Raw genomic sequence first — 25959 nt, 5'->3', positions numbered from 1 at the left:
CGCTCACGCCTCCTTGGAGAACAGCGTGCTGCCCCACCAGTCGTCCTTGTCGCGGACGCCGGGCGGAACGGCGAACACCGCCGAACCCACGTGCTGGATGTACTCGTTGAGCGCGTCCGGCGCCAGGTTGCGCTGGATCTGCACGAACCCCTTGCGCACATCGCGCTGGTACGCGAGGAAGAACAGCCCCGCGTCCAGCCGGCCGAGGCCGTCCGTGCCGTCGGTGAAGGAGTAGCCGCGCCGCAGGATCGTCGCCCCGTGGTTGGAGTCGGGGTGCGCGAGCCGGACGTGCGCGTCGGGCTTCATCGCCTTCAGGAACGGCTTGTCCCGCTCCTTGGCCTTGCCGACCGGGGCGCCCTCGCCCTTGTCGCGGCCGAAGATGTCCTCCTGCTCCTGCAAGGAGGTGCGGTCCCAGGTCTCGATGTGCATCCGGATGCGGCGCGCGACGAGATAGGACCCGCCGACCATCCAGTCGGGCCCTTCCTGGTCGGAGACCCACACGAACTTCTTCAGCCGGTCGGTCTCGGTCCCCGCGATGTTGCGGGTGCCGTCCTTGAAGCCCATGAGGTTGCGCGGGGTCTGCTCCTCGGGCGTCGTGGACGAGGTCTTCCCGAAGCCGAGCTGCGACCAGCGGATCACGACCTTGCCGAAGCCGATCCGGGCCAGGTTGCGGATCGCGTGCACGGCGACCTGCGGGTCGTCCGCGCAGGCCTGGATGCACAGGTCCCCGCTGCTGCGGTTCCTGTCGAGGGCGTCCCCGGCGAACTTGGGCAGCTCGAAGAGACCGTCGGGGCGCTGGTCCGCGAGCCCGAACTTCTCGAAGAGCGAGGGTCCGAAGCCGATCGTCAGCGTCAGCCGTGACGGCTTGAGCCCCAGTGCCTCGCCGGTGTCGTCCGGCGGCGCCTCGGCGAGCCCGCCGAAGGCACCCTCGCCGACGGCCTGTCCGCCGGTCATCCGCCGCGCGGCCGCCGTCCAGTCCTTGAGCATCTGCACGAACTCGGCGCGGTCGTCCGTCTTCACGTCGAACGCGGCGAAGTGCAGCCGGTCCTGTACGGGGGTGGAGATGCCCGCCTGGTGGTCGCCATGGAACTCGACAGCGGCGCCCGCTTCGGAGGCGGCCGGATCGACGTCGTTGCCGGCCTGGGTCATCGCCACCGCCCCGCCGGCCGCGGCGGCACCGAGCGCGAGCCCGGCACCACCCCAGCCGATCAGCGCACGGCGGGAGGGAGTTGCGTCCGTCATGGCTGCTCCTGCCTCAGGAAGACTTCGTGACGACGGCGGCGGCCAGCTTCGACAGCGGCTCCGCGAGGGCGTTCACCGCGTCCGACAGTTCCTTGCGGTCGTCCTTGCCGACCTTGTCGTACGAGGTGAAGTCGTACGAGTTCTTGTCGGCGCGGTACTTGTCGAGCAGCGCGTCGATCGCCGCGAACTGCTTGTCCAGCTCGGTGGTGAGGGCGGCGTCGTTCTCCTTGGCGACCGGCTTCAGCAGCTCGTAGGACTTCTCGGCGCCCTCGACGTTGGCCTTGAAGTCGACGAGGTCGGTGTGCGAGTAGCGCTCCTCCTCGCCGGTGACCTTGCCGGTGGCGACCTCGTCGAGGAGCTCCTTGGCGCCGTTGGCCATGGAGGTCGGGGTGATCTCGGCCTTGCCGACCCGCTTCTGCCAGTCCTTCAGGTCGGTGATCAGCTGGTCGGCGAGCTCGGAGTCACGGGCGGTGAGCTTCTTGTCCTTCCACAGCGAGCGCTCCAGACGGTGCCAGCCGGTCCAGTCCTTCTCCGGGTCCTGGCCATCCTCCAGACCGTCCTCGCGGACGTCGACCTTCGGGTCGATGTCACCGAAGGACTCGGCGACCGGCTCGGTGCGCTCCCAGCCGATACGGGAGGGCGCGTAGGCCTTCTTCGCCGCTTCGAGGTCGCCGTCCTTGACCGCCTTGGCGAAGGTCTCGGCGAGCGGCAGGGTCTCGTCGGCCTGCGCCTGCACATACTCGCGGTAGGCGGCGACGGCCTTGTCGAGGCGCGGGTCGCGCTTGGGCGCGCTGCCGCCGGTGGCCTTGACGTCCTGGCGGATGCCGTCGCCCTTCATGCCGGGCTTGCAGGCGATCTGGTAGTCACCGGCCTTCACCTCGGCGGTGACGGTCTGCTTGGTGCCGGGCCCGATGTTCTCGCGCTCGGTGACGACCCGGTCGTCCGGGAAGAGGACGTAGACCTCGGTGACCTTGGAGCCCTTGTTCTCGATGGCGAGCTTGATGTGCCCGGCCGGGAACTCCTTCTTCGACACCTCGCACTTGCTGTCGGTGGCGGTCACCTCGATGGTGCCGTCGCTCCCACCGGAGCTGCCCTTCTCGGTGCATCCGGTGACGGCGGTCAGGGCCGCCACGGCGGCGGTGGCGGTGACAGCGGAGAGTCTGGCGACTCGCATGCGGGCTCCCGAGCGATGGCTGAAAAATCACGTGACAGGGCTCACACGGTTCGGTGAGGCTCGCCTAACTTATCTGAGGCTTACCTGCGTGATACCCCGCCGTTCCGTGATTCACCTCTCATAGACGCTGTAAGAGCACGACCCGATCACGGTGACTCAAAACGGACCCCAAGCAACAGTCAAAGGAGATTCAAAGGTTCCGCTCCGGGTTTACGAGCAGGGCGCCGGTGCGGGGGTGCGGGATCACTTCCACGGGCTGGTCGTACACCTCCGACAGCAGGGCCTGGTCGAAGATCTCCTCCGGTGCCCCGTCGGCGGCCACCCGCCCGGCGCGCAGGATCGCGACCCGGTGCGCGTACGCCGCCGCGAGCCCCAGATCGTGCAGTACGACGACGACGGCGTCCCCCGCGGCCGCCCGCTCCCGGCAAACCCTGAGCACGAGCTCCTGATGCCTGAGGTCGAGAGCCGCGGTCGGCTCGTCGAGCAGCAGCAGCGGCGCCCGCTGGGCCAGCACCCGCGCGAGCGCGACCCGGGCCCGCTCACCGCCGCTGAGCGCCGAGAAGGGGCGCGGCGCGAAGGCGGTGACATCGGTCTGCCGCATGGCCTCGGCCACGGCCCGGTCGTCGTCCTCGGGGGCGGTGGCCGCCCAGGGCGCCCGACCCATCCTTACGACCTCCTCGACCGTGAAGGGGAACGACAACGACGCCGACTGGGGCAGCACGGCCCGCCGCAGGGCGAGATCCGGCGCGGACCACTCCGCGGCGGGGCGATCGAGAATCCGTACGACCCCGTCGGCGGCGGGGATGTCGGCAGCGAGCGCACCGAGGAGGGTGGACTTGCCGGCACCGTTGGGCCCGACGAGGGCCAGCACTTCACCGGCCCGGACGGTGACGTCCACACCGTGGAGCACATCCCGGGTACCGAGCCGTACGTGGAGTGACTCTGCGGTGGCGAGGGTGTCGCCGGGTTCGGCGGGGGCGGGGGGAGTGGGGCGGTTGCGGAGGAGTCTCATGCGGGGTCCTTCATGGGCTGGGTATGTGGTGGCGACTTCGGTGCTTCAAAGGGGCTGCGGCGATATCGCGGGCGCAGGTCACATACCTAGGGGCGCGGGGCTGTATCGATATGCGGCTCCGCCGCGTGGGCGCGACCAGCCCCCACCCGCCCGCAGACGACGCACAACCCCTACGCCCATCCCCCCTGCTTGCGCCGCGTCCGCCGCAGCAGCCAGAAGAAGAACGGGCTCCCCAGCAGAGCCGTCAGTACGCCCAACGGCAGCTCCGCAGGCGCGGCAATCGTCCGCGCGGCCAGATCCGCCGCCAGCAGCACCAGTGCCCCCGTCAACGCACTGCCCGGCACCAGGAACCGGTGCCCCGGCCCCGCCACCATCCGCAGCAGATGCGGCACGACGAGGCCCACGAAGCCGATGATCCCCGAGACGCTCACCGCCGCCGCGGTCAGCAGCGCGATCACAAGGATCAGGAGCACCCGCAACCGCTCCACGTCCACCCCGAGATGCCGTGCGGGCCGCTCGCCCAGCGACAGCAGATCCAGCCGCCGCGCGTACAACGGCGCCACCGCCAACCCCAGCACCGCACACGGCAGTACGGCCAACACCTTCGGCCACGTCGCCTGCGCCAGCGAACCCAACTGCCAGAACGCGACCTGGTTGACGGCCGCGGTGTCCGCGAAGAAGAGGAACAGCCCGATCAGCGCGCCCGCGAAGGCGTTCACCGCGATCCCCGTGAGGATCAGCGTCACGACCTCCGTACGCCCCCCGGAGCGCGACATCACGTACACGATCAGCACGGTCGCGAGCCCGGCCACGAACGCGAACGCCGAAACCGTCCAGTTGCCAAGGAAGTTGAGCCCGAACACGATCGAGGCGACCGCCCCGACCGCCGCTCCCGAGGAGATGCCGATGACACCGGGCTCGGCGAGCGGATTGCCGAACACGCCCTGCATCAGCGCACCCGCACACCCCAGCGAGGCCCCCACGAGCAGCGCGAGCACGATCCGCGGCAGCCGTACGTTCCACAGCACCGACTCGGCGACCCGGTCCAACTCGCCGCCCCCCAGCCCCACTTGGTGCAGGACGGAGGAGAGGACGTCCGCGAGCGGGATCGGATACGCCCCGATCCCCGCCGCGACCGGCACGAGGGCGAGGAGCCCGACGACCAGACCGACGGTCAGCAACCAGGCCGCCGAACGCGGTCTTCGGGGCGGCGACTCGGAAGCCTCGTCCTGTGCGGTGGTGGCCTTCTCCAGTACGGTCACGCGGCACCGTCCCTCTCGTACAGCTGCTCCACGTTTGTTAGGTTAGCCTTACCTGCCTTGGTTGGCCTCTGGCGGCCTCGCGGTGCGGGCGATGTTTCAATTCCCCCGTGACTGACTACGACGTGCTGCGCGTCTTCTGCGCGCCGAACGGCGGCTACGGCAACGAACTCGGCGTCGTGCGCGAGGGATCCGTGATGCCGGACCGCGAGGAGCGGCAGGAGTTCGCCGGGAAGCTCGGCTTCAGCGAGACGGTGTTCGTGGACGACCCCGAGCGCGGGATCATCGACATCTACACGCCGACGGTGCGGCTGCCCTTCGCCGGGTACCCCTGCGTCGGCACGGCGTGGTTGCTGGACGTGCCCGAGCTCGTCACGCCGGCCGGTGTCGTGGGTGCCCGTCTCGACGGGGAGTTCAGCTGGATCGAGGCGCGGGCGGAGTGGGCGCCGCCGCGGACCCTGAGGCAGTACGGGACCGCGGCCGAGGTCGACGACCTGGACGTGCCGCCCAAGGGGGAGTGGATCTACGCCTGGGCGTGGGAGGACGAGCCCGCCGGACGGATCCGCGCACGGGCGTTCCCCGGCCGCGACGACGGCATCGACGAGGACGAGGCCACCGGCGCCGCCGCCATCCTCCTCACCGAACACCTGGGCCGCGCCCTGAACATCACCCAGGGTGCGGGTTCACAGATCCTCACCTGCCCCCAGCCGGGCGGCTGGGTGGAGATCGGCGGACGGGTCGTCCTGGAACGCCAGCCGGAGCGTTAGGCGTCAGGCGCTCAGCGGGAACTCCTCGCCCAGTGCCCGGAACACCGCCGTGTTCAGCGCGAACGCCTTCTTGCACTCGGCCACGATCCGCTGCTTCTCCAGATCGTCGGCCCGCACCCCGTCCAGCAGCTCCCGGTAACCCCGCTTGAACGCGGCGGGGTTGGTGACGCCCTCGAAGACGTAGAAGCGGACGCCGTCGCCCTTGCGCTCGAAGCCCCAGGTCCGCTCCGCCTTGTCGCGGATGATCTGGCCGCCGGAGAGGTCGCCGAGGTAGCGCGTGTAGTGGTGGGCGATGTAACCGGCGGGCCACTCGGTGGCGCACTCGCGCACCCGGTCCGCGTAGGCCTGGGTGGCGGGAAGCGCGGTGAGCCCCGTACGCCAGTCGGCGCCCCGCAGATGCTCCAGGTCCCGCTCCAGGGCGCCCAGCCGGTACAGCTCCGGCTGGATGAAGGGCCCGGCCACCGGATCCCCGGCCAGCCGCTCGGCCCCGCTCTCCAGAGCCTCGTACACGAACCACAGCTGCTCGGTGTAGCGGGCGTACGCGTCCACGCCCAGCCTTCCGCCGAGCAGGTCGCTCATGAAGGACGAGGTCTCCGCCTCCACGTGCTGCTCATGGGACGCGGTACGGATGACTGTCGAGAAGGAGTCCATGCAGTGCATCCTCTAAGGTAAGGCTTACCTAAGTCAATAGGTTTGCCGACGCCCTGTCGGTAAAAGCGTACAAGAAAAGACCCGCCCCCAGCAGGGGACGGGTCCTCGGGCTCGCTACGGCAGCGTCAGGATCTCGGCGCCGCTCTCCGTCACCACCAGCGTGTGCTCGAACTGCGCCGTCCGCTTGCGGTCCTTCGTGACGACCGTCCAGCCGTCGTCCCACATGTCGTAGTCGTGCGTGCCCAGCGTCAGCATCGGCTCGATCGTGAAGGTCATGCCCTTCTGGATGACCGTCGTCGCGTGCGGGCTGTCGTAGTGCGGGATGATCAGGCCCGAGTGGAACGACGAGTTGATGCCGTGGCCCGTGAAGTCGCGGACGACTCCGTACCCGAAGCGCTTGGCGTACGACTCGATGACCCGGCCGATGATGTTGATCTGCCGGCCCGGCCGGACCGCCTTGATCGCGCGGTTCAGGGACTCCCGGGTCCGCTCCACCAGCAGACGGCTCTCCTCGTCGACGTCCCCGACCAGGTACGTCGCGTTGTTGTCACCGTGCACGCCGCCGATGTACGCCGTCACGTCGAGGTTGACGATGTCGCCGTCGTTGAGGACCGTCGAGTCCGGGATGCCGTGGCAGATCACCTCGTTGACGCTGGTGCACAGCGACTTGGGGAAGCCGCGGTAGCCGAGCGTCGACGGGTAGGCGCCGTGGTCGCACATGTACTCGTGCGCCACCTTGTCCAGCTCGTCGGTGGTCACGCCGGGGGCGATCAGCTTCGCCGCCTCCGCCATCGCCTGCGCGGCGATCCGGCCGGCGATCCGCATCGCCTCGATCGTCGCGGGCGTCTGCACCTCCGGTCCGGTGTACGGAGTGGGCGCCGGCTTGCCGACGTACTCGGGACGACGGATGTTTCCGGGCACGGAACGGGTGGGGGAGAGCTCCCCTGGTACGAGCAGCGACTGGCCAGACATGCCAGCGAGTCTAACTAGCCCCGGTGGGGGAACATGTCGGTGGCGAGAGGAGCTGGTCATGGCCCTGTTCAAGAAGCGCACGGTCGGCAAGCCGGGCGAGTGGTACTACTGCCTGGAGCACAAGAAGGTCGAGGAGGGGCCGGACTGCCCCGGCAAGGACCGCTTCGGCCCGTACACCTCCCGGCAGGAAGCCGAACACGCGATGGCGACCGCCCGCGAGCGCAACCTCCAGTGGGAGAACGACCCCAAGTGGCACGACGCCCCGGCGGGCGGCTCCACCGACGACTGATCAGGCACAGTCCTGATCAGATCCGGGCCTGATCACGGCTGGACTTGATCAGGGCTGGACTTGATCAGGACTGCGCCTCGGCGGGTGCGGCGGCGGCCTCGCGCTGCTTTCGCACCCGCGCCGCGTGCTCGTCCGTCCGGGCGTCGTACGTCATCAGCTTCGGCAGACACAGGGCCAGCAGACCGACCGCGCCCGCGCACAGCAGACCGCCCGACCACACCGACGTCCGCACGCCCCACCACGCGGCGAAACCGCCCGACCTCACCTGGCCGAGGGTCGGGCCGACCGAGTAGGACAGGAGCTCGATGCCGGCGAGCCGGCCGCGCAGCTCGTCGGGGATCGTCTGGTTCCACATCACGCCGCGGAAGATCCCGCTGACCATGTCGCAGCCCCCGGCCACGGTCAGACACAGCAGCACCAGCCATACGTTGCCCGCCATGCCCGCCGCCGCGATCGCCACGCCCCACAGCGCGGCCGACAGGACCACCATCCGGCCGTGCCGGTGGATCCGCGCCGTCCAGCCGCTCGTCACGCTCACCAGCAGCGCGCCGAGCGGGACCGTCGCGTACATCAGGCCCAGCGACCACTCCGCGTCCAGCTCGTCCGCCAGGAACGGCAGCAGCGCCAGCGGCATCGCCAGGAACATCGCGGCCAGGTCGACGGCGTAGGTGCCCAGCAGCTCCTTGCGGCTCCAGGCGTACCGGGCGCCCTCGGCGATGGCCTTCAGCGACGGCTTCGCCGCCTCGTGCGCGGCGGGGGAGGAGGCGATCGGGATGATCAGGGCGACCGAGACGACGAAGGTGAGCAGGTCGGCCGCGTAGGCCCAGCCGAGCCCGGCGTAGGCCACCACCACGCCCGCCACCGCCGGGCCCGCGACCCCGCCGACCGTCCAGCGGAAGGTGTTGAGGGAGGCCGCGGCCGGCAGATGGTCATGGGCCACGATCCGCGGCCACAGCGAGTCCAGGGCCGGGCGCTGGACCGACACCAGCGCCGAGGACAGGGCGGCCACGACATACAGCGGCCACACGGCCGGGTTCGGCATCAGCGCGTTGACCAGCAGCGCCGCGCTGAGCAGACCCTGCCCGGCCTCGGTCCAGATGATCAGGCCCCGCTTGTCCATCGCGTCGGCGAGCGCGCCGCCGTACAGGCCGAAGACGATCAGCGGGATCAGCTCCACCGCGCCGATCGCGCCCACCGCCGCCGCCGAGTCCGTCAGCTCCTTGATCTGGACCGGCAGCGCGACGAACGTCAGGAAGCTGCCGAAGTTCGAGATCAGGCCCGACACCCACAGCCGCCGGAAGTCGGCCGAGGCCCGCCAGGGCGTGAGGTCGGGAAGCATGGAGCGCAGGCGGGAAGGCCGGGGGGAAGGGGCGTCGTCGTCGGTCACGACGGGCCATGTTCGGGCGGGCCGACAGCCGTGGGCAACCGGTTTTTCAGCGGATCTGCCGGCGGTTCTACCAGCGGGCCGGCGGTGGGGCCGTCAACCGGTCCGTCAGCCGGGAGAGGCGGTCCCGGAAACGCCGGGGGGCCCGGGGCGTAGGCAGGGCGTTCTCCCCGGCCGCCGCGCTCACCAGGTGCTGCACGGTGTCCAGGTCCAGGTCGGTGCCGTCCGGTACGGCGAGGGACTCGTGCGCCATCGCCGTCAGATCCCCCTCGCCGGGGCCGAGAGCCAGCACCGTCGCACCGGCCCGCCGGGCGTCGTGCACCCGCTCCAGCAGCGGGGCGTCCGGCCCCTCCGGTGCCGGGGACACCACCAGCAGCGTCTCGCCCCGCCGCGCCGCCGCCAACCGCCCGAGCCCGACCGCCAGATGGGCCGGGTCCGACGGCCGCGCGTCATGGCGTACGAGCGTGGGGGCCAGCTCCGGCGTACCCGACCAGGCCGCCTCGTCCACCAGGTGGGCCGCCAGATGCCAGGGCTCGTACGCCGGAGTGCCGACCAGCAGCAGACCACCGCCGTGCGACACCACCGAGCCGCGCAGCACCCCGGCGAACCTCCTGGTCGCCCCCAACCACTCGGTCCCGGCGAGCACTTCGCGCAGCAACGCGACACGTACGGCGTCCATGCGGCCGCATCCTGCCGCAAGCGGCCACCCACGACCCGGAGTTCACCCCGAATTCGCCCGAACCGGGCACGAGGAGCGGCCGGCCACCGCGAGGAGCGCATCCCTGCCCGTGACGCGGCTCACCTGACCGGACGGGTCGCGCGTGGCGCACGTAAAGTCGGCCCATGACCTCTACCGACAGTGCTGCACAGGCTCCCGCGAAGGCCCCCGCGAAGGACCCCTGGGACCTGCCCGACGTCTCCGGGCTCGTCATCGGCGTGCTCGGCGGGACCGGACCCCAGGGCAAGGGCCTCGCCTACCGGCTGGCCAAGGCCGGCCAGAAGGTGATCATCGGCTCGCGCGCCGCCGACCGCGCCCAGGCCGCCGCCGACGAGCTCGGCTACGGCGTCGAGGGTGCCGACAACGCCGAGACCGCGCGCCGCAGCGACATCGTGATCGTCGCCGTGCCCTGGGACGGCCATGGCAAGACGCTGGAGTCCCTGCGCGGGGAACTGGCGGGCAAGCTGGTCGTCGACTGCGTCAACCCGCTCGGCTTCGACAAGAAGGGCGCCTACGCGCTGAAGCCGGAGGAGGGCAGCGCGGCGGAGCAGGCCGCGGCCCTGCTCCCGGACTCCCGGGTCGCCGCCGCCTTCCACCACCTGTCGGCGGTGCTGCTGATGGACCGCGAGATCGAGGAGATCGACACCGACGTCATGGTCCTCGGCGAGGAGCGGGCCGACGTCGAGATCGTCCAGGCGCTCGCCGGCCGTATCCCCGGCATGCGCGGCGTCTTCGCGGGTCGCCTGCGCAACGCCCACCAGGTCGAGTCGCTGGTCGCCAACCTGATCTCCGTGAACCGCCGCTACAAGGCGCACGCGGGGCTGCGCGTCACCGACGTATGAGCCGATGGGGGACACTGGACGGCGACGTCACCGGTGTCCCCCCGGACAGGCCCCGACAGGAGAACCCGCCCCATGCCCCGCCTCGCCGTCTACGCCCTGATCGTCTGCCTGCTCGCCGTGGCGGCGGCGGTCGTGTCCTTCGCCCGGGGCAGCTTCCTGGGGATCGTGTGGGTGCTGCTCGCGGGGCTGTCGAGCAACATGTGGTGGTACTACCTCAAGCGCGGCAAGGCCCAGGGGCCCGTCAGCCGTTGACCGAGCAGAAGTCGCCGGTCTGCCAGAACCGGTAGAGGTCCTGGCCGCAGTACGTCTCGAAGTCGCTGATGCCGAGCGAGGCCAGGATCGAGTCGACCGCGTCGAAGAACACGTGGTTGACCGACGGCACCCACAGCAGCGCGAACACGAAGAGCAGGCCGAACGGCGCGAACGGCTCCACCTGCCGCTTGATCTTGTACGACAGCCAGGGCTCGATCACGCCGTAGCCGTCCAGGCCCGGCACCGGCAGGAAGTTCAGGATCGCGGCCGTCACCTGGAGCAGGGCGAGGAAGGCCAGCGCGAACCGGAAGTCCGCCGGCACCCCGTCCAGGGCGTCCAGCCAGAACGGGGCGGTGCAGACCACCGCGAACAGCACGTTCGTCAGCGGACCGGCCGCCGAGATCAGGCTGTGCTTCCACCGCCCCCGGATCCGCCCGCGCTCGATGAACACGGCACCGCCCGGCAGACCGATCCCGCCCATGATCACGAAGAGGACGGGCAGGACGATGCTGAGCAGCGCGTGGGTGTACTTGAGCGGATTGAGCGTGAGGTAGCCCTTCGAGCCCACGGTGATGTCGCCGCTGTGCAGGGCGGTCCGCGCGTGCGCGTACTCGTGCAGACACAGCGAGACGATCCACGCCGCCGTCACGAACAGGAACACCGCGACCCCGGGCTGCTCGGCGAACCCGGTCCAGGTGGCCCAGCCGGTCACCGCCGTCACGGCGAGGATGCCCACGAAGACGGGGCTGATCCGCCGGTCGCTGTTGCGGGCGGCTGTGGTGGTCATGGGGCTCCCCCGACTCTCGTACAGGCTGTGGGACTGCCCGACCGTACCGGGCGTACGTCGAAAACGTCTCGCGGTGGGTCATCGGTTCCGGAGAAGGTGGGGCCATGGGGCTTTGGCATGTGTTCTACGAGGACTGGCAGATGGAGTGCTGCGGTACGCCCTTCTCGGTGGGGGACGAGGTGAGCTGGCCGCTGCTGCTGGTGACCGGGGGCGACATGCTGGGCGGCGGCTGGCACGACCAGCTGACCAAGGTCGTGGGGCCGGTGGAGGACGGGGTGCTGCGGGACGAGCATGGGCTCGAGGTCGCCGTGCGGGCGCGGACGGGGCGCTCGACGCGCCTGGTCGGGCTGCTCACCGTCGAGACCCACGGGGCGAAACTGCCCGAGGTGCGGGGGCGGGTGCGGGCCGTGCAGGTGGTGACGCAGGCGTACGCGCGGCCGGAGTCGGGGGACGGGGCCTGGGAGCCGGTGCCCCGGGAGCGGTGGCTGAAGGCGGTGGAGAGCTGCCCGAAGTGGTTCGGCGACAAGGAGGCGGGAACGGGCCCGGACGGCCGGGCCCGACGGCACCGGGGCGCGGGCGTCGTGGCCACCGTCGAGGTGCCGGGCACGGACTCCTGGCTCTCGTACGCCGTCCGCGAGGCGAGCGGCCTTCCCGCGGACGCGCCGCCCGGGGCTGAGACGGCGGACCTCGACGCGGACTCGCTGGCCGCGCTGCTGGAGACGTTCAGTACGGTGCGGGGTCGCCCTCGGTGATCCGCCGGCCGCCTCCTCCGACATCGCGTCCGACACGGCCGCCGCCCGTGCCCGATCCCCGTGACCGTCCCCGAACCCACCAGAGACAATGGACCCCGTGCGCTATCGCATCCTCGGCACCACCCAGGTACTCCGTCCCGACGGCACCCCGCTCCCCGTCGGCGGCGCCCGACTGCGTGCGCTGCTGACCGTGCTCGCGCTGCGACCCGGCCGTACGGTCGCCGCGAGCCTGCTGGTCGACGAGGTGTGGGGCGCGGATCCGCCCGCCGACGCACCGGGTGCGTTGCAGGCGCTGGTGGGACGGCTCAGGCGGGCCCTCGGGCCGGACGCGGTCGACTCCGCGGACGGCGGCTACCGGCTCGCCGCCGCGCCCGACGACATCGACCTGCACCGTTTCGACCGACTCACCGGCGAGGGCACCCGCGCGCTCGCCGACGACGACCCCGCGAAGGCGGCCGGCGTCCTCGACGACGCCCTCGCCCTGTGGCGCGGCCCCGCCCTCGCCGACCTGCCCGACCGCACCGCCGAGGCGGCCCGCTGGGAGACCCGGCGCCTCGACGCGCTGCGCGCCCGGCACACCGCCGCCCTCGCCCTCGGCCACGCCGAGCAGTCCCTGCCCGAACTGACCGCCCTCTGCGACCACCACCCCCTCGACGAGCCCCTCCAGGCCCTGCGCCTGCGCGCCCTGCGCGACTCGGGCCGCACGGCGGAGGCGCTGGCCGCCTACGAGGACGTACGACAGGTCCTTGCGGACCGGCTGGGTGCCGATCCGGGGCCGGAACTCAGGGCGCTGCACGGGGAGTTGCTGCGGCCGGACGAGTCGTGGCGGGGGGTCTCGGCAGTGCCGGACGGGCGGCGGGACGGGGGGCCTGGAGGGTTCGGGAGTGCGGCAGACCCCGAGTCCCGGTCCGTTCCGTCCTCCTCGTCTGCTCCGTCCACCGGGCGACCGGGTGCCCCTGGCGCCGCCGCCTCCGGCCCGGCCGCCCAGGGTGCGCGAGGCCCCCTTCCCTCCGCCGCCGAACCCCCCGCCCTCGGCAACCTCCGGGCCCGTCTCACCTCCTTCGTCGGCCGGGAGACCGACATCGAGGCCATCCGCGGCGACCTCGCCACGGCGCGGCTTGTGACGCTCCTCGGGCCCGGTGGCGCGGGCAAGACACGGTTGTCGCAGGAGGCGGCCGAGGCGGTACGGCCCGGCGCGCGGGACGGGGTGTGGCTGGCCGAACTCGCGCCCGTGGACGATCCGGAGGGCGTCCCGGAGGCCGTGCTCACCGCCGTCGGTGCCCGCGAGACCGTGCTGTACGGCGCGGGCGCGGAGGCGATGCGGGCCGCGAACGACCGGCACGCCGACCCGGTCGAGCGGCTCGCGGAGCACTGCGGCAAGCGGCGGATGCTGCTGATCCTCGACAACTGCGAGCATGTCGTGGACGCCTCCGCCCGGCTCGTGGAGGAGTTGCTGGCCCGCTGTCCGCAGCTGACGGTACTGGCCACCAGCCGTGAACCCCTCGGCGTACCGGGGGAGTTGCTGCGTCCGGTGGAGCCGCTGCCCGAGCCGGTCGCCCTGCGGCTGCTCGCCGACCGCGGGGCCGCGGCCCGGCCCGGGTTCCGGGTCGAGGACGACCCCGAGGCCTGCGCCGAGATCTGCCGGCGGCTCGACGGTCTGCCGCTGGCCATCGAGCTCGCGGCGGCCCGGCTACGGATGTTGACGCCGCGTCAGATCGCGGACCGGCTCGACGACCGCTTCCGGCTGCTCACCTCCGGCAGCCGCACCGTGCTGCCCCGTCAGCAGACGCTGCGGGCCGTCGTCGACTGGTCCTGGGAGCTGCTCGACGAGGACGAACGGGACGTGCTGCGGCGGCTGTCGGTGTTCGCCGGCGGCTGCGACCTCGCCGCCGCCGAGTCCGTCTGCGGGCCGGTCGCCCTGGAGGCGCTGGGCTCCCTCGTCGACAAGTCCCTGGTCGTGGCGGCCCCTTCGGGCGAGGGCGGCGAGATGCGCTACCGGCTCCTGGAGACCGTCGCCGAGTACGCGGGCGAACGGCTCGACGAGACCGGCCGGCGGGGCGAGGCGGAGCGCGCGCATCTGACGTACTACCGCGAACTCGCCCGCACCACCGACCCGTTGCTGCGGGGCCCGCACCAGTCCCTCGCCATCGAACGCCTGGAGCGCGAGTACGAGAACCTGCGCACCGCCCTGCGGCACGCCGTCGCCGAGCGCGACGAGCAGGAGGGGATCTGCCTGGGGCTGTCGCTGTCCTGGTACTGGCAGATGCGGGATGCCCGTATCGAGGCCCGCAACTGGCTCGCCGAGATCATGGCCCTCGGCCCCGACCCGTTCACCGCCCCGGTGCGCCGCGCCGTCGCCGTCCACCAGCGCTGCACCGACACCCCGCCGCCCTGGACCGGCGAACTCCTCACCGAGGCCCGCCGCGGTGTCCACCTCGCCCATCTGGCCTGTATGGACACGGAGTTGCACTCCTGGGAGACACCGGAGGGCCGGCAGAAGCTGCGCATCATCGCCGACACCTACGAACCCGGCCTGCCGCAGGTCTGCCGCGCCCCCGGTCTGCTCTGGTTCTACGCCGTGATGCTGAGCGGCGGTGTGGACCGGCTGCCCGGGATCCTCGACGCCGCCGTACGCACCTGCCGGGCCACCCCCGGCATGGAGTGGGAGCTCGCCGGCGCCCTCCAGATCCGCGCCAACCTCCTCGCCAACCGGGCCGAATGGGCGGGCGACGCCTCCCGCGACGCGGGCGAGTCGCTGGAGCTCTTCCACCGGCTGGGCGACAACTGGGGCACCGCCGAGGCGCTCTCGGCGCGCGGGGAGGCTCGGGAACGCAAGGGCGAGTACCTGGCGGCCGCCGCCGACTACGAGGCGGCGATGGAACACGCGGACCGGCTCGGCGCCCGTGCCCAGAAGGCGGTGCTCGGTGCCCGGCTCGGCAGCGCGCTCATGGAAGGCGGCGAGATCGAGCGGGCCGAGCGGATCCTGCGCGAGGTGATCGACCGGCCGGAAGGCGTGAGCAGCGAGGCCATGCCCGCCGCCCGGATGTTCCTCGCCGGACATCTCGCCCTGACCGGCCGGGTCCCGGAGGCGCGCGAGCAACTGCGGCTGTTGCGCGAGCAGTTCAGCATCTCCCACTTCGTCGTCTTCGATGCCTTCATCCTCGGCTCCGAGGCCTGGCTGGAAGCGATCGACGGCTGCTACGACGTCTGCCTGGACAAGGCCCGGCAGGCCCTCGCACGGGCCGACGACCCGCTGTCCGAGGCCATCGCGCCGTACATGCGCCCCCTGTACCTGACCATCGCCGCGATCGCCCTGGCCGGCCTCGACGGCGGGAGCAGAGCCCGGGACGCGGCTCGCTGCCTCGGAGCCGGGCGTTCGATGCTGTCGCCGAGTCACGTGGCGACGTCCATCGAGCGCGAGGCGTACGGCAGGGCCGAGCGCCAGGCACGGGCCGTGCTCGGCGACGAGGCCTTCGAGGCGGCGTACGCCGAGGGCGGCGGCCTCTCTCCCGCGGAGGCCACCGCCCTGATCTGACATCCGACCGAGCCGGTCGTCAGCTCTTCGACTTGAACTTGTGGATGGCGACCGGCGCCATGACGGCCGTGATGAGGACCGACCAGGCGAGCGTCACCCACAGGTCGTGGGCGACCGGGCCGCCCACCATCAGCCCACGGGCCGCGTCGGCGAGCGTGGACAGCGGGTTGTAGTCGGTGAACGTCTGGAGCCAGCCCGGCATCGACGTCGTCGGCGCGAAGATCGACGAGCCGAACTGGAGCGGGAACAGCACCAGGAAGCCCATCGCCTGCACGGACTGCGCGCTCTTCATGACCACGCCCAGGGTGAGGAACACCCACATGATCGACGAGGCGAACGCCGTGGACAGGGCGACCGTGGCGAGCAGACCGCCCCAGTTGGTGATGTCGAAGCCGACGGCGACGGAGACCAGCATCAGCACGGTCGTCGCGAACAGCATCCGCATGAGCTCCACGGAGATCTTCGCGAAGAGCACCGAGCCGCGGCCGATCGGCAGGGACCGGAAGCGGTCCATGACACCGGAGTTGAAGTCCTGGCTGAATCCGGTGCCGACGCCCTGCGACAGCGTCATGCTCATCATCGCGATCATGCCGGGGATGACGTACTGCACGTACTGGTCCTGCCCGCCGCCCAGCGCCTGGCCGATCGAGCCGCCGAAGACGAACACGAACAGCAGGGTGAAGATGACCGGCATCAGCAGCGCGTCGGCCATCGACTCCGGGTCCTGGCGGATCCAGAGCAGATTGCGGCGGATCAGGGCGCCGGTGTGCCGCAGATGCCCGCGCAGCGGGATACGGACGTCGTCGGCGGTGGAGACGGGGGTGGCGGTGGCGGTGGCGGTGGCGGCGCTCATACGGCGACCTCCTCGCGGTCGTCGGCGGGCACGGCGTCCTGCGGGGCGCTCGCGCGGTGGCCGGTGAGGGACAGGAACACCTCGTCCAGACTGGGGAGTTCGGTGGTGATGGAGGAGATCGTGACGCCGCGCGCGGTGACCGCGCCGACGACCGCGGTCAGCTGCTCGTCGCTGAGGATCGGGACCAGGAGGGAGCCGGCGTCGGGGTCCAGGGTGGTGGTGGCGAGGCCGGTGATGCCGAGGTCGTCGAGGTGGGCGGCGAGGGGCCGCAGCTGGAGCGGATCGACGGTGCGTACGCGCAGGGTCCGCCCGCCGACCTTCGCCTTCAGCTCCTCGATGCCGCCGCCCGCGATGACCTTGCCGCGGTCCACGACGGTCAGCTCGTCGGCGAGCTGCTCGGCCTCCTCCATGTACTGCGTGGTGAGCAGGACGGTGACCCCGTCCCCGACCATCCGCTTGACCTCGTCCCACACCTCGTTGCGGGTGCGGGGGTCGAGTCCGGTGGTGGGTTCGTCGAGGTACAGCACCGCCGGCCGGCCGATCATGGACGCGGCGAGGTCGAGCCGGCGCCGCATACCGCCGGAGTAGGTGCTCGCCGGGCGCTTGGCGGCCTCGGTGAGCGAGAAGCGCTCCAGCAGCTCGTCGGCGCGGGTCCTGGCCTCCTTGCGGGGCAGGTCGAGCAGCCGCCCGATCATGTACAGGTTCTCCCACCCGGGGAGCTTCTCGTCCACGGAGGCGTACTGCCCGGTGAGCCCTATGACCCGCCTGAGCTGCCGGGGCTGCCGTACGACGTCGTAGCCGGCGACGGTGGCCTGTCCCGAGTCCGGGGCGAGCAGGGTGGACAGGATGCGGACGAGGGTGGTCTTCCCGGCGCCGTTGGGCCCGAGCACACCCATGACGGTGCCCTCCCGCACATCCAGGTCCACACCGTCGAGCGCCTTGGTCTCGCCGTAGTGCTTCACCAGCCCCCGCACGGTCACGGCGATGTCGGCGCCGCTGGGGTTCTTGTCGATTCGCGTCATGCCGATGACAGTGTCAGCCCCCACCGACAAACGACCGACAGGTCACCGACACCCGCCGACAGACGGCCGACAAGCAGTTCTCGCCCCCGCCGCCCCTACCCGTCCCATCCCGGGGGCTGCGCCCCCGGACCCCCGCTTCGGCCCTGAAGGGGCCTCGTCCTCAAACGCCGGACGGGCTGAAAAACTCAGCCTCTCCGGCGTTTGAGGAGCGGGGTCTGGGGCGGAGCCCCAGAAGGATGGGACGGGTAGGGGCGGCGGGGGCGAGGGAAACGGCAGCAGCCCGCCGGCGGGGGAAGATCGGCGGGCTGCTTTGGTGCCGCAATGGCTCTAGTGGACGCTGTGCTCCTCGAGCGGGAACGTCCCGCCCACCACGTCCTCCGCGAACGCCTTCGCCGCGTTGCCCATGACCTCGCGGAGGTTGGCGTACTGCTTCACGAACTTGGGGACCCGGCCGCCGGTCAGGCCCATCATGTCGGTCCAGACCAGGACCTGCGCGTCCGTCTCCGGGCCCGCGCCGATGCCGACCGTCGGGATGTGCAGGGTACGGGTGACCTCGGCCGCCAGCTCCGCGGGGACCAGCTCCAGGACGACCGCGAACGCGCCCGCGTCCTGGACGGCCTTCGCGTCGCGGAGCAGTTGCGCCGCCGCCTCCTCGCCGCGGCCCTGGACGCGGTAGCCCATCGCGTTGACGGACTGCGGGGTGAGGCCGATGTGGGCCATCACCGGGATGCCGGCCTCGACCAGCAGCCGGATCTGTTCGTGCGAGCGCTCGCCGCCCTCCAGCTTGACCGCCCCGACCCCGGCGTCCTTGATCAGCCGGGTCGCGGAGCGCAGTGCCTGGACGGGGCCCTCCTGGTAGGAGCCGAAGGGCAGGTCGCCGACGATCAGGGCGCGGGAGGTGCCCCGGACGACCGCCGCCGACAGCATCGTCATCTGGTCGAGGGTGACGGGCACGGTCGACTCGTAGCCGAGGTGACAGTTGCCCGCGGAGTCGCCGACGAGCATGACCGGGATGCCGGCCTCGTCGAAGACGGACGCGGTCATCGCGTCGTACGCGGTGAGCATGGGCCACTTCTCGCCGCGCTCCTTGGCGAGGCCGATGTCGCGAACGGTGATACGGCGTGTGCCCTTCCCCCCGTACAGCGCCTTGCTGCCGTCGGAGGGCTTCGTCTGGGCAGCCGAAAGCTGCGTCATGGAACGGCTCCTTACGTCATCTCGAGGCGCCCTCACGGCGTCCCCGGACCACCTCCCATGGTGGCACCTCGTGCCACGCGCGGCCAGAGCGGGGCGCGGGACTTGGGTCACGCCTCGAGCGGCGTAGGCCTCAGGTCCTAGGGCCGTTCTTAAGGTCTCCGTAAAGAATTCCGATACGAGACGGTGCCGTATCGAAATGGGTCTAGGCTCGACCGTATGACTTCTCCTGCCGACTCTGCCCTCACCGGCCCCCGTATCCCGGAAGCCGTGCACCGGCGCCGCTGGGCGATCCTCGGCGTGCTGATGCTCAGCCTGCTGATCGTGGTGCTCGACAACTCGATCCTGAACGTCGCGATCAAGACGATCTCCACCCCCGCCCCGACCGGCCTGGGCGCCACCCAGAGCGAGCTGGAGTGGGCGATCAACTCCTACACCCTCGTCTTCGCGGGGCTGCTCTTCAGCGCCGGGATCCTCGGCGACCGGCTCGGCCGCAAGAAGGTGCTGCTCGGCGGGCTCGCCGTGTTCGGCATCGGCTCCGCCCTCGCCGCCATGTCCGGGTCGCCCGGCGAGCTCATCGCCTTCCGCGCCGTCATGGGCCTCGGCGCCGCCTTCGTGATGCCCGCCACCCTCGCCGTGCTGATGAACGTCTTCGAGCGCGAGGAGCAGCCCAAGGCCATCGGCATCTGGGCCGGCGGCGTCGGGCTCGCCATCGCCATCGGACCGATCACCGGAGGCGTGCTCCTCGACCACTTCTGGTGGGGGTCCGTCTTCCTCATCAACGTCCCGATCGTGCTGCTCGCCCTCGCGCTGATGGTGTGGCTCGTCCCGGACTCGCGTGACCCGAACCCCGGCCGTATCGACCCGATCGGTGTCGTGCTGTCCGTCGTCGGCCTGGTCCTGCTGGTCTACGGCATCATCAAGGGCGGCCAGCTCGCCGACTTCACGGACGCCGCGGTGCTCTCGACGATCGGCGCCGGTCTCGCCGTGCTCGTCGCCTTCGTCGTCTTCGAGAAGCGCAGCGACCATCCCTCGATCGACGTCACGTACTTCAGGAACAAGGTCTTCTCGGCCGCGATCGCCGCCATCGCGCTGGTCTTCTTCGCGCTGATGGGCGTGACGTTCTTCTCGGTCTTCTACACCCAGAGCGTGCGCGGGTACTCGCCGCTTCAGACCGGTCTGCTGATGCTGCCGCTGGCCGCCGCCCAGATGATCTTCGCGCCGCGGGCCCGCCTGGTCGTCGACCGGTTCGGCAACAAGGCCACCACCACGGCGGGACTGCTCGTCATCGCCGCGACGCTCGCCGCGTTCGCCGGGTTCGAGGCGGACACCCCGATCTGGATCCTGGAGGTCGTCTTCTTCCTCATGGGCGCCGGCATGGCCCACATCATGACCCCGGTCAGCGTCGTCATCATGCAGGCCCTGCCCCGCGAGAAGGCCGGCTCCGCCTCCGCGCTCAGCAACACCTTCCGCCAGGTCGGCGGCGCCCTCGGTATCGCCGTCCTCGGCTCGGTGCTGTCCACGGCCTACCGCAACGGCATCGAGGACAAGCTCGGCTCACTGCCCGCCGGCCTGCGCCACACCGCGGGCGAGTCCATCGAGGCCACCCTCGGCGTCGCCGCCAAGCTCGGCCCCGAGGGCAGGGTGCTCGTCGACCCCGCCAACGACGCCTTCCTGCACGCCATGCACGTCACCGCGCTGTGGGGCGCGGGCGTCGCGGTGGTCGGCGCGGTCGTGGTCGCGCTGTTCCTGCCGGGGAAGCCGTCGGACGCTCAGCAGGACGAGGAGGGACGGAAGTTGGTCGCGGCCGAGTAGAGGCGGGCCGCGTACGAGTCCGCGTGCGGGGGACAATCGTCCGAGGAGACAGAGAGGATCCAGCGACGTGAGCAGCAGCCTCGCCGAAGGCCACCCCCCGCCGGCGGGCCCCGTACGCGGCCGCCCCCGCAGCGAGGCCGTGGAGCGCGCCATCGTCGAGGGCGTGCTCAAGCTCCTGGAGGAGGGCGTGCCGCTCGCCGAGCTCTCCATCGAGCGCATCGCCCGTACCGCGGGCGTCGGCAAGGCCACCATCTACCGCCGCTGGAGCGGCAAGGAGGAGCTCTTCGTCGACGTCGTACGCGCCACCGAGCCGCCCGACCCCGAACTCCCGGGCACCTCCATGCGCGACGACCTGGTGGCGTTGCTGGAGCAGTTGCGGCAACGCGGCCTGATGACCCGGTCGTCGGCGCTGCTGCGCAGTGTCTTCGCCCAGATGAAGAGCAGCCCGAAGCTCTGGGAGGCCTACCACGCCATCGTCGTCACCCCGCGGCGGCAGAAGCAGTACGCCATCCTGCGCCGCGGCCAGGCGGGCGGCGAACTCCGCACCGACCTCGACGTCGAACTCCTCAACGACCTGCTGGTCGGCCCCATGCTGTTCCGCACCATCATGCAGCCCGACGCCGACCTGCCCGCGGGCCTGTCCGAACAGATCGTGGACAGCGTCCTCGAAGGGCTACGGCCCGTCAGCTCACCGCCCGTCAGTTCGCCCGCGCCGTAGCGCGCGTGTGCGCGTTTCGTCACAGAGGGCGCTTTCTGCGTCCGCGACCGGAACTGGCGGCGTCGACTTGTTCGTCATCGTGCGGGTACGGCCGTCATGGGACGGCGGGATCGGAACCGATCATCCCCTAGGGTCTTGTGCGGGGGACGGACGGATGCACGGCAGGCAGTGAGGCGACGCGGTATGGCGCAGCAGGCGTACATGGAGGAGACGGACAACGGAGGCTCGGGACCCGAGCGCCGGGGCTCCAGGCTCCGGCGCCTGCTCGACCGGCTGGTCACCGGATGGCGCGGCGACCCGAGAATCTGGCGCCGCGGTCTCGTCCTCGCCGCGCTGGCGGGGGCCCTCGCGCTGGTGATGCTGGTGCACTCGCGCATCCCGAACCGCATCGGCAACCTCGGCAGTCTCACCGAGACCTTCCTGCCCTGGCTCGGCCTGTTCGTGCCGGTGCTGCTGGTCCTGGCCGTCGTACGGAAGTCGGCGACCGCCCTGATCGCGGTGCTGCTCCCGGCGATCGTGTGGCTCAACCTCTTCGGCGGGCTGCTCACCGACAAGACCGGCTCCGGCGGCGACCTCACGGTGGCCACGCACAACGTCAACGCCGACAACCCCGACCCGGCCGGCACCGCCCGTGCCGTGGCCGCCTCCGGGGCGGACGTGGTGGCGCTGGAGGAGCTGACCTCGGGGGCGGTGCCGACGTACGAGAAGGCGCTTGCGGGGACGTACCGGTACCACTCGGTGCAGGGGACCGTCGGGCTGTGGAGCAAGTACCCGCTGAGCGGCGTGAAGCCCGTCGACATCAAGCTGGGCTGGACCCGTGCCATGCGGGCCACGGTGACCACGCCCGAGGGGCGGATCGCGGTGTACGTCGCCCACCTGCCGTCGGTGCGCGTGAAGATGGAGGCCGGGTTCACGGCGCGGCAGCGCGACAAGAGCGCCAACGCCCTGGGCGAGGCCATCGCCGACGAGCCGATCCAGCAGGTCGTGCTGCTCGGTGACCTCAACGGCACGATGAACGACCGGGCCCTCAACGCCGTGACCGCCCAGATGCGCTCCACGCAGGGGGCCGCGGGCAGCGGGTTCGGGTTCAGCTGGCCGGCGTCGTTCCCGATGGCGCGGATCGACCAGATCCTGGTGCGGGGGGTCGAGCCGGAGAGCTCCTGGACGCTGCCGGAGACGGGGAGCGACCACCTTCCGGTGGCCGCTCGTGTGAAGCTCGACACGTCCTCCTGAGGTGCTGGAATACTGAGCCCGAGAGGCTTTGTTCCGTAGCTGAACATAAGCTGTGGAACTCCGCTCTTGAAAGGCACAGGCTTCTCCATGCCCCTGGCCCTGCTCGCTCTGGCCGTCGGCGCGTTCGGTATCGGCACGACCGAGTTCGTGATGATGGGGCTGCTGCCCGATGTCGCGGACGACCTGCACGTCTCCCTCCCCGAGGCCGGGCACCTGGTCTCCGCGTACGCGCTGGGCGTCGTCGTCGGCGCACCGCTGCTGGCGGCCGTGACGGCGCGCGTGGCCCGCCGTACGGTCCTGATCGGGCTGATGGCGCTGTTCGTCGTCGGCAACACGGCCTCCGCGTTCGCGCCCGGCTACGACTCGCTGCTCGTGGCCCGGTTCGTCAGCGGTCTGCCGCACGGGGCCTTCTTCGGGGTCGGCGCGGTCGTCGCCACCGGCCTGGTCGCGCCGGAGCGCAAGGCCCGGTCGGTGTCGCTGATGTTCCTCGGGCTGACCGTCGCCAACGTCGTGGGGGTACCGGTCGCCACGCTGATGGGTCAGCAGCTGGGGTGGCGGGCCACGTTCCTCGGGGTCGGGGTGATCGGGCTGGCGGCGATCGCCGCGCTCGCATGGCTGATCCCGCACGACCGCGTGGTCGCGGTGGCCGGTGGCGGACTGCGCCGTGAGCTTGCCGCGCTGAAGTCGCTGCCGGTCTGGCTGGCCCTCGGTACGACCGTCGCGGGCTTCGGCGCGCTCTTCGCCGCGTACAGCTACATCACGCCGATGCTGACAGACTCCGCCGGGTTCGCCGAGGGGCGGGTGACGCTGCTGCTCGCGCTGTTCGGCGTCGGCGCGACGATCGGCAACCTGCTGGGCGGACGCCTGGCCGACCACGCGATGCGGGGCACGCTGTTCGCCGGACTGGTCTCACTGGCCCTGGTCCTGGCCCTCTTCCCGGTGCTGATGACGTCGGCGTGGAGCGCGGCCCTGGCGGTCGTCCTGCTCGGCACGGCCGCCTTCGTCACGGGCTCCCCGCTCCAGCTGATGGTCATGGAGAAGGCGTCCAGCGCCCCCTCCCTCGCCTCCTCCGCCAACCAGGCGGCCTTCAACCTCGCCAACGCCGGCGGCGCCTGGATCGGCGGCCTCACCCTCGCGGCGGGCTTCGGCGTGACCTCCCCGGCCCTGGCGGGCGCGGCCCTGGCCGTCCTCGGCCTGGGCGTCGCGGCGACGGCGTACGCCGTGGACCGCCGCAGGCCCGTCCAGCGGCCCGGCCGCGAACGCCTGGTCGCCAGGCACACCCCGCAGCTCGCCGAGACGGCGCACCGCTGAGCTGACGGGCCGTCCTGGTTCCTTGTTCCTTGACGCGCGGGCTCGGTGGGGCGCACCTCCACCGAGCCCGGTCCCGTACACGCTCTAGTCGAAGCGGGCCAGATCCCGCAGCCACGCTGCCGCCGAGCTGTCCGAGGGGGCCCGCCAGTCGCCGCGGGGTGAGAGGGAGCCGCCTGCCGAGACCTTCGGGCCGTTCGGCATCGCCGAGCGCTTGAACTGGGCGAAGGCGAAGAAGCGGCGGCAGAAGACCTCCAGCCACTTCCGGATCTCCGGCAGGTCGTAGGCGACCCGCTTGGCCTCGGGGAAGCCGGGGGGCCAGGCGCCGGCGGTCGTGTCGTGCCAGGCGTGCCAGGCCAGGAAGGCGATCTTCGACGGGCGGAAGCCGTAGCGCAGGACGTGGAAGAGCGTGAAGTCGTGCAGGGCGTACGGGCCGATCTTGGACTCCGTGGACTGCATCTCCTCGCCGGGCACCAGCTCCGGGCTGATCTCGGTGTCGAGGATCGCGGTGAGGATCTTGCCGGTCTCCTCGTCGAACTGGTCGCTGCTGACGACCCAGCGGATCAGATGCTGGATCAGCGTCTTCGGCACGCCCGAGTTGACGTTGTAGTGGCTCATCTGGTCGCCCACGCCGTACGTGGACCAGCCGAGCGCGAGCTCCGAGAGGTCACCGGTGCCGAGCACGATGCCGCCGCGCTGGTTGGCCAGGCGGAACAGGTAGTCGGTGCGCAGGCCCGCCTGGACGTTCTCGAAGGTGACGTCGTAGACCGGCTCGCCCGAGGCGAAGGGGTGCTCCATCTCCTGGAGCATCAGCCGCGCGGTCGGGGTGATGTCCAGCTCGGCCGCGGTGACGCCGAGCGCGCGCATCAGGGCGTGGGCGTTGTCCTTGGTGTGGTCGCTGGTGGCGAAGCCGGGCAGGGTCCAGGCGAGGATGTCGCTGCGCGGGCGGCCGGCGCGGTCCATGGCGCGGGCGGCGACGATCAGGGCGTGTGTGGAGTCCAGACCGCCGGAGACGCCGATGACCACCTTCGGGCCACCGATCGACGCGAGCCGCTGCTGGAGGCCCTGGACCTGGATGTTGTACGCCTCGAAGCAGTCCTGGGCGAGCCGGTCGGCGTCGGCCGGCACGAACGGGAAGCGCTCCAGGCGGCGGCGCAGGCCCAGGTCGGTGAGGGGCGGGTCGAGTTCGAAGCCGACGGTCCGGAAGTCGGCGGTCCGGGTGCGGTGCGTACGGCGGTTGTCGTCGAAGGTGCCCATCCGCTGCCGCTCCTGCCGGAGCAGGTCGAGGTCCACGTCGGCCACCGCGTACTCGTCGCCCAGCGGGAACCGCTCGGTCTCGGCCAGCAGTACGCCGTTCTCGTAGACCATGGCCTGTCCGTCCCAGGACAGGTCGGTGGTGGACTCGCCGAGACCGGCCGCCGCGTAGACGTACGCCGCGAGACAGCGGGAGGACGCCGAGCGGCACAAAAGCTTGCGGTCCTCGGCCCGGCCGACCGTGATCGGGCTGCCGGAGAGGTTGACCAGGACCGTCGCACCGGCGAGGGCGGCCTCCGCGCTGGGCGGCACCGGCACCCACATGTCCTCGCAGACCTCGGCGAACAGGACGAGGCCGGGGACGTCGTCGGCGGCGAAGAGGAGGTCCACGCCGAAGGGGACGCTCGCGCCGCCCACCCGGATCGAGCCGCCGCGCTCGTCGGCGCCGTCGGCGATCTGGCGGCGCTCGTAGAACTCGCGGTAGTTCGGGGGGTACGACTTGGGCACGACGCCGAGGATCCGGCCGCGGTGCACGATCACCGCGCAGTTGTAGACCCGGCCGCGGTGGCGCAGCGGGGCGCCGACGACCAGGACCGGCAGCAGGCCGGCCGAACCGGCCACCACCTCGGCGAGCGCCTGCTCGACCTCGTCCAGCAGTGCGTCCTGGAGCAGCAGGTCCTCGATCGAGTAGCCGCACAGCACCATCTCCGGGAAGACGGCGACCGCGACCCCCTCCTCGGCGCAGTGGCGCGCGTGGCGCAGGACCGACGCGGCGTTGGCCGGCGGGTCCGCGATCACGGTGTGACCCGTGCATGCGGCGACGCGGGCGAAGCCGTGCTGATAGATCGACCTGAAGTTCAACGGAGGCACGGGATCAGTGTAATCGTCAGAGCGACGCGATGGGGTGACGTGAGGTGTCGGTCACCTCA

The 25959-nt window shown here is 71.4% G+C and carries 23 protein-coding genes; 10 read left to right on the top strand and 13 right to left on the bottom strand.

Annotated features, from left to right (window positions below; genetic code table 11):
* Nucleotides 1–3: 3 nt before the first annotated feature.
* The 4 genes from efeB to ABKA17_RS45205 all read right to left on the bottom strand — a co-directional run bounded on the left by efeB (nucleotide 4) and on the right by ABKA17_RS45205 (nucleotide 4690).
* Nucleotides 4–1242, bottom strand: a complete 1239-nt coding sequence (gene efeB / locus ABKA17_RS45220) for an iron uptake transporter deferrochelatase/peroxidase subunit (RefSeq protein ID WP_353698291.1) — start codon at nucleotides 1240–1242, stop codon at nucleotides 4–6.
* A 13-nt stretch (nucleotides 1243–1255) separates the two neighbouring features.
* Nucleotides 1256–2416, bottom strand: coding sequence for an iron uptake system protein EfeO (gene efeO, locus ABKA17_RS45215; protein ID WP_353698290.1), 1161 nt, complete (start codon nucleotides 2414–2416; stop codon nucleotides 1256–1258).
* A gap of 190 nt (nucleotides 2417–2606) precedes the next feature.
* Nucleotides 2607–3428: a heme ABC transporter ATP-binding protein gene (locus ABKA17_RS45210; protein WP_353698289.1), complete on the bottom strand. Its 822-nt coding sequence runs from the start codon at nucleotides 3426–3428 to the stop codon at nucleotides 2607–2609.
* 170 nt (nucleotides 3429–3598) lie between these two features.
* A complete protein-coding gene (locus ABKA17_RS45205) occupies nucleotides 3599–4690 on the bottom strand; it encodes a FecCD family ABC transporter permease (protein ID WP_502994547.1) in 1092 nt (363 codons plus the stop codon).
* Between the two features lie 107 nt (nucleotides 4691–4797).
* Between ABKA17_RS45205 and ABKA17_RS45200 the strand changes: the two genes are divergently transcribed.
* Nucleotides 4798–5454 (top strand): PhzF family phenazine biosynthesis protein, encoded by a 657-nt coding sequence (locus ABKA17_RS45200; protein ID WP_353698288.1) that lies wholly within the window; start codon nucleotides 4798–4800, stop codon nucleotides 5452–5454.
* Nucleotides 5455–5457: 3 nt separating this feature from the next.
* On the opposite strand, the gene ABKA17_RS45195 is transcribed toward ABKA17_RS45200, so the two are convergent.
* Both ABKA17_RS45195 and map read right to left on the bottom strand, forming a co-directional pair.
* Nucleotides 5458–6105, bottom strand: a complete 648-nt coding sequence (locus ABKA17_RS45195; RefSeq protein WP_353698287.1) for a biliverdin-producing heme oxygenase — start codon at nucleotides 6103–6105, stop codon at nucleotides 5458–5460.
* A gap of 114 nt (nucleotides 6106–6219) precedes the next feature.
* Nucleotides 6220–7077 carry a type I methionyl aminopeptidase gene (map, locus tag ABKA17_RS45190; RefSeq protein ID WP_353698286.1) on the bottom strand — a complete coding sequence of 286 codons (858 nt, stop codon included), beginning with the start codon at nucleotides 7075–7077 and terminating at the stop codon, nucleotides 6220–6222.
* Between the two features lie 58 nt (nucleotides 7078–7135).
* Here map and ABKA17_RS45185 point away from each other — a divergent pair, with 58 nt between their 5' ends.
* Nucleotides 7136–7366: a hypothetical protein gene (locus tag ABKA17_RS45185; protein ID WP_353698285.1), complete on the top strand. Its 231-nt coding sequence runs from the start codon at nucleotides 7136–7138 to the stop codon at nucleotides 7364–7366.
* Nucleotides 7367–7430: 64 nt separating this feature from the next.
* On the opposite strand, the gene ABKA17_RS45180 is transcribed toward ABKA17_RS45185, so the two are convergent.
* A complete protein-coding gene (locus ABKA17_RS45180) occupies nucleotides 7431–8705 on the bottom strand; it encodes an MFS transporter (protein ID WP_353698318.1) in 1275 nt (424 codons plus the stop codon).
* Nucleotides 8706–8820: 115 nt separating this feature from the next.
* The gene (locus ABKA17_RS45175; protein WP_353698284.1) at nucleotides 8821–9429 is read right to left on the bottom strand and encodes a hypothetical protein; all 609 of its coding nucleotides are present in this window, start codon (nucleotides 9427–9429) and stop codon (nucleotides 8821–8823) included.
* A 164-nt stretch (nucleotides 9430–9593) separates the two neighbouring features.
* Between ABKA17_RS45175 and npdG the strand changes: the two genes are divergently transcribed.
* Both npdG and ABKA17_RS45165 read left to right on the top strand, forming a co-directional pair.
* Nucleotides 9594–10310, top strand: coding sequence for an NADPH-dependent F420 reductase (npdG, locus tag ABKA17_RS45170; RefSeq protein ID WP_353698283.1), 717 nt, complete (start codon nucleotides 9594–9596; stop codon nucleotides 10308–10310).
* Between the two features lie 72 nt (nucleotides 10311–10382).
* Nucleotides 10383–10562, top strand: coding sequence for a hypothetical protein (locus ABKA17_RS45165; RefSeq protein WP_353698282.1), 180 nt, complete (start codon nucleotides 10383–10385; stop codon nucleotides 10560–10562).
* Here ABKA17_RS45165 and ABKA17_RS45160 read toward each other — a convergent pair.
* Nucleotides 10552–11349: a site-2 protease family protein gene (locus ABKA17_RS45160; RefSeq protein ID WP_353698281.1), complete on the bottom strand. Its 798-nt coding sequence runs from the start codon at nucleotides 11347–11349 to the stop codon at nucleotides 10552–10554. The genes ABKA17_RS45165 and ABKA17_RS45160 overlap by 11 nt on opposite strands.
* 104 nt (nucleotides 11350–11453) lie before the next feature.
* Between ABKA17_RS45160 and ABKA17_RS45155 the strand changes: the two genes are divergently transcribed.
* Together ABKA17_RS45155 and ABKA17_RS45150 are read left to right on the top strand one after the other, a co-directional pair.
* Entirely contained in the window at nucleotides 11454–12101 is a 648-nt protein-coding gene (locus ABKA17_RS45155; protein WP_353698280.1) for a DUF6578 domain-containing protein, read from the top strand.
* An 88-nt stretch (nucleotides 12102–12189) separates the two neighbouring features.
* On the top strand, nucleotides 12190–15636 hold the full coding sequence (locus tag ABKA17_RS45150) for an AfsR/SARP family transcriptional regulator (RefSeq protein ID WP_353698279.1): 3447 nt from the start codon (nucleotides 12190–12192) through the stop codon (nucleotides 15634–15636).
* Nucleotides 15637–15655: 19 nt separating this feature from the next.
* Here ABKA17_RS45150 and ABKA17_RS45145 read toward each other — a convergent pair whose 3' ends face one another.
* The 3 genes from ABKA17_RS45145 to panB form a co-directional block, all read right to left on the bottom strand.
* A complete protein-coding gene (locus ABKA17_RS45145) occupies nucleotides 15656–16489 on the bottom strand; it encodes an ABC transporter permease (protein WP_353698278.1) in 834 nt (277 codons plus the stop codon).
* Nucleotides 16486–17511: an ATP-binding cassette domain-containing protein gene (locus ABKA17_RS45140; RefSeq protein WP_353698277.1), complete on the bottom strand. Its 1026-nt coding sequence runs from the start codon at nucleotides 17509–17511 to the stop codon at nucleotides 16486–16488. Before ABKA17_RS45140 ends, ABKA17_RS45145 begins: the two co-directional genes overlap by 4 nt.
* A 327-nt stretch (nucleotides 17512–17838) precedes the next feature.
* Nucleotides 17839–18705, bottom strand: coding sequence for a 3-methyl-2-oxobutanoate hydroxymethyltransferase (gene panB, locus ABKA17_RS45135; protein WP_353698276.1), 867 nt, complete (start codon nucleotides 18703–18705; stop codon nucleotides 17839–17841).
* 216 nt (nucleotides 18706–18921) lie between these two features.
* Between panB and ABKA17_RS45130 the strand changes: the two genes are divergently transcribed.
* The 4 genes from ABKA17_RS45130 (at nucleotide 18922) to ABKA17_RS45115 (ending at nucleotide 23779) form a co-directional block, all read left to right on the top strand.
* Nucleotides 18922–20517, top strand: a complete 1596-nt coding sequence (locus tag ABKA17_RS45130) for an MFS transporter (RefSeq protein WP_353698275.1) — start codon at nucleotides 18922–18924, stop codon at nucleotides 20515–20517.
* Nucleotides 20518–20584: 67 nt separating this feature from the next.
* Nucleotides 20585–21235: a TetR/AcrR family transcriptional regulator gene (locus ABKA17_RS45125; RefSeq protein WP_353698274.1), complete on the top strand. Its 651-nt coding sequence runs from the start codon at nucleotides 20585–20587 to the stop codon at nucleotides 21233–21235.
* A 183-nt stretch (nucleotides 21236–21418) separates the two neighbouring features.
* Entirely contained in the window at nucleotides 21419–22468 is a 1050-nt protein-coding gene (locus ABKA17_RS45120) for an endonuclease/exonuclease/phosphatase family protein (RefSeq protein WP_353698273.1), read from the top strand.
* Nucleotides 22469–22555: 87 nt separating this feature from the next.
* Nucleotides 22556–23779, top strand: a complete 1224-nt coding sequence (locus ABKA17_RS45115) for an MFS transporter (RefSeq protein WP_353698317.1) — start codon at nucleotides 22556–22558, stop codon at nucleotides 23777–23779.
* An 84-nt stretch (nucleotides 23780–23863) separates the two neighbouring features.
* On the opposite strand, the gene ABKA17_RS45110 is transcribed toward ABKA17_RS45115, so the two are convergent.
* Nucleotides 23864–25891: an NAD(+) synthase gene (locus ABKA17_RS45110; protein ID WP_502994548.1), complete on the bottom strand. Its 2028-nt coding sequence runs from the start codon at nucleotides 25889–25891 to the stop codon at nucleotides 23864–23866.
* Between the last annotated feature and the right edge of the window lie 68 nt (nucleotides 25892–25959).

The sequence above is a fragment of the Streptomyces sp. RG80 genome (assembly GCF_040446465.1).
Classification (GTDB): Bacteria; Actinomycetota; Actinomycetes; order Streptomycetales; family Streptomycetaceae; genus Streptomyces.
This window is presented reverse-complemented; position numbering and strand designations above follow the sequence as displayed.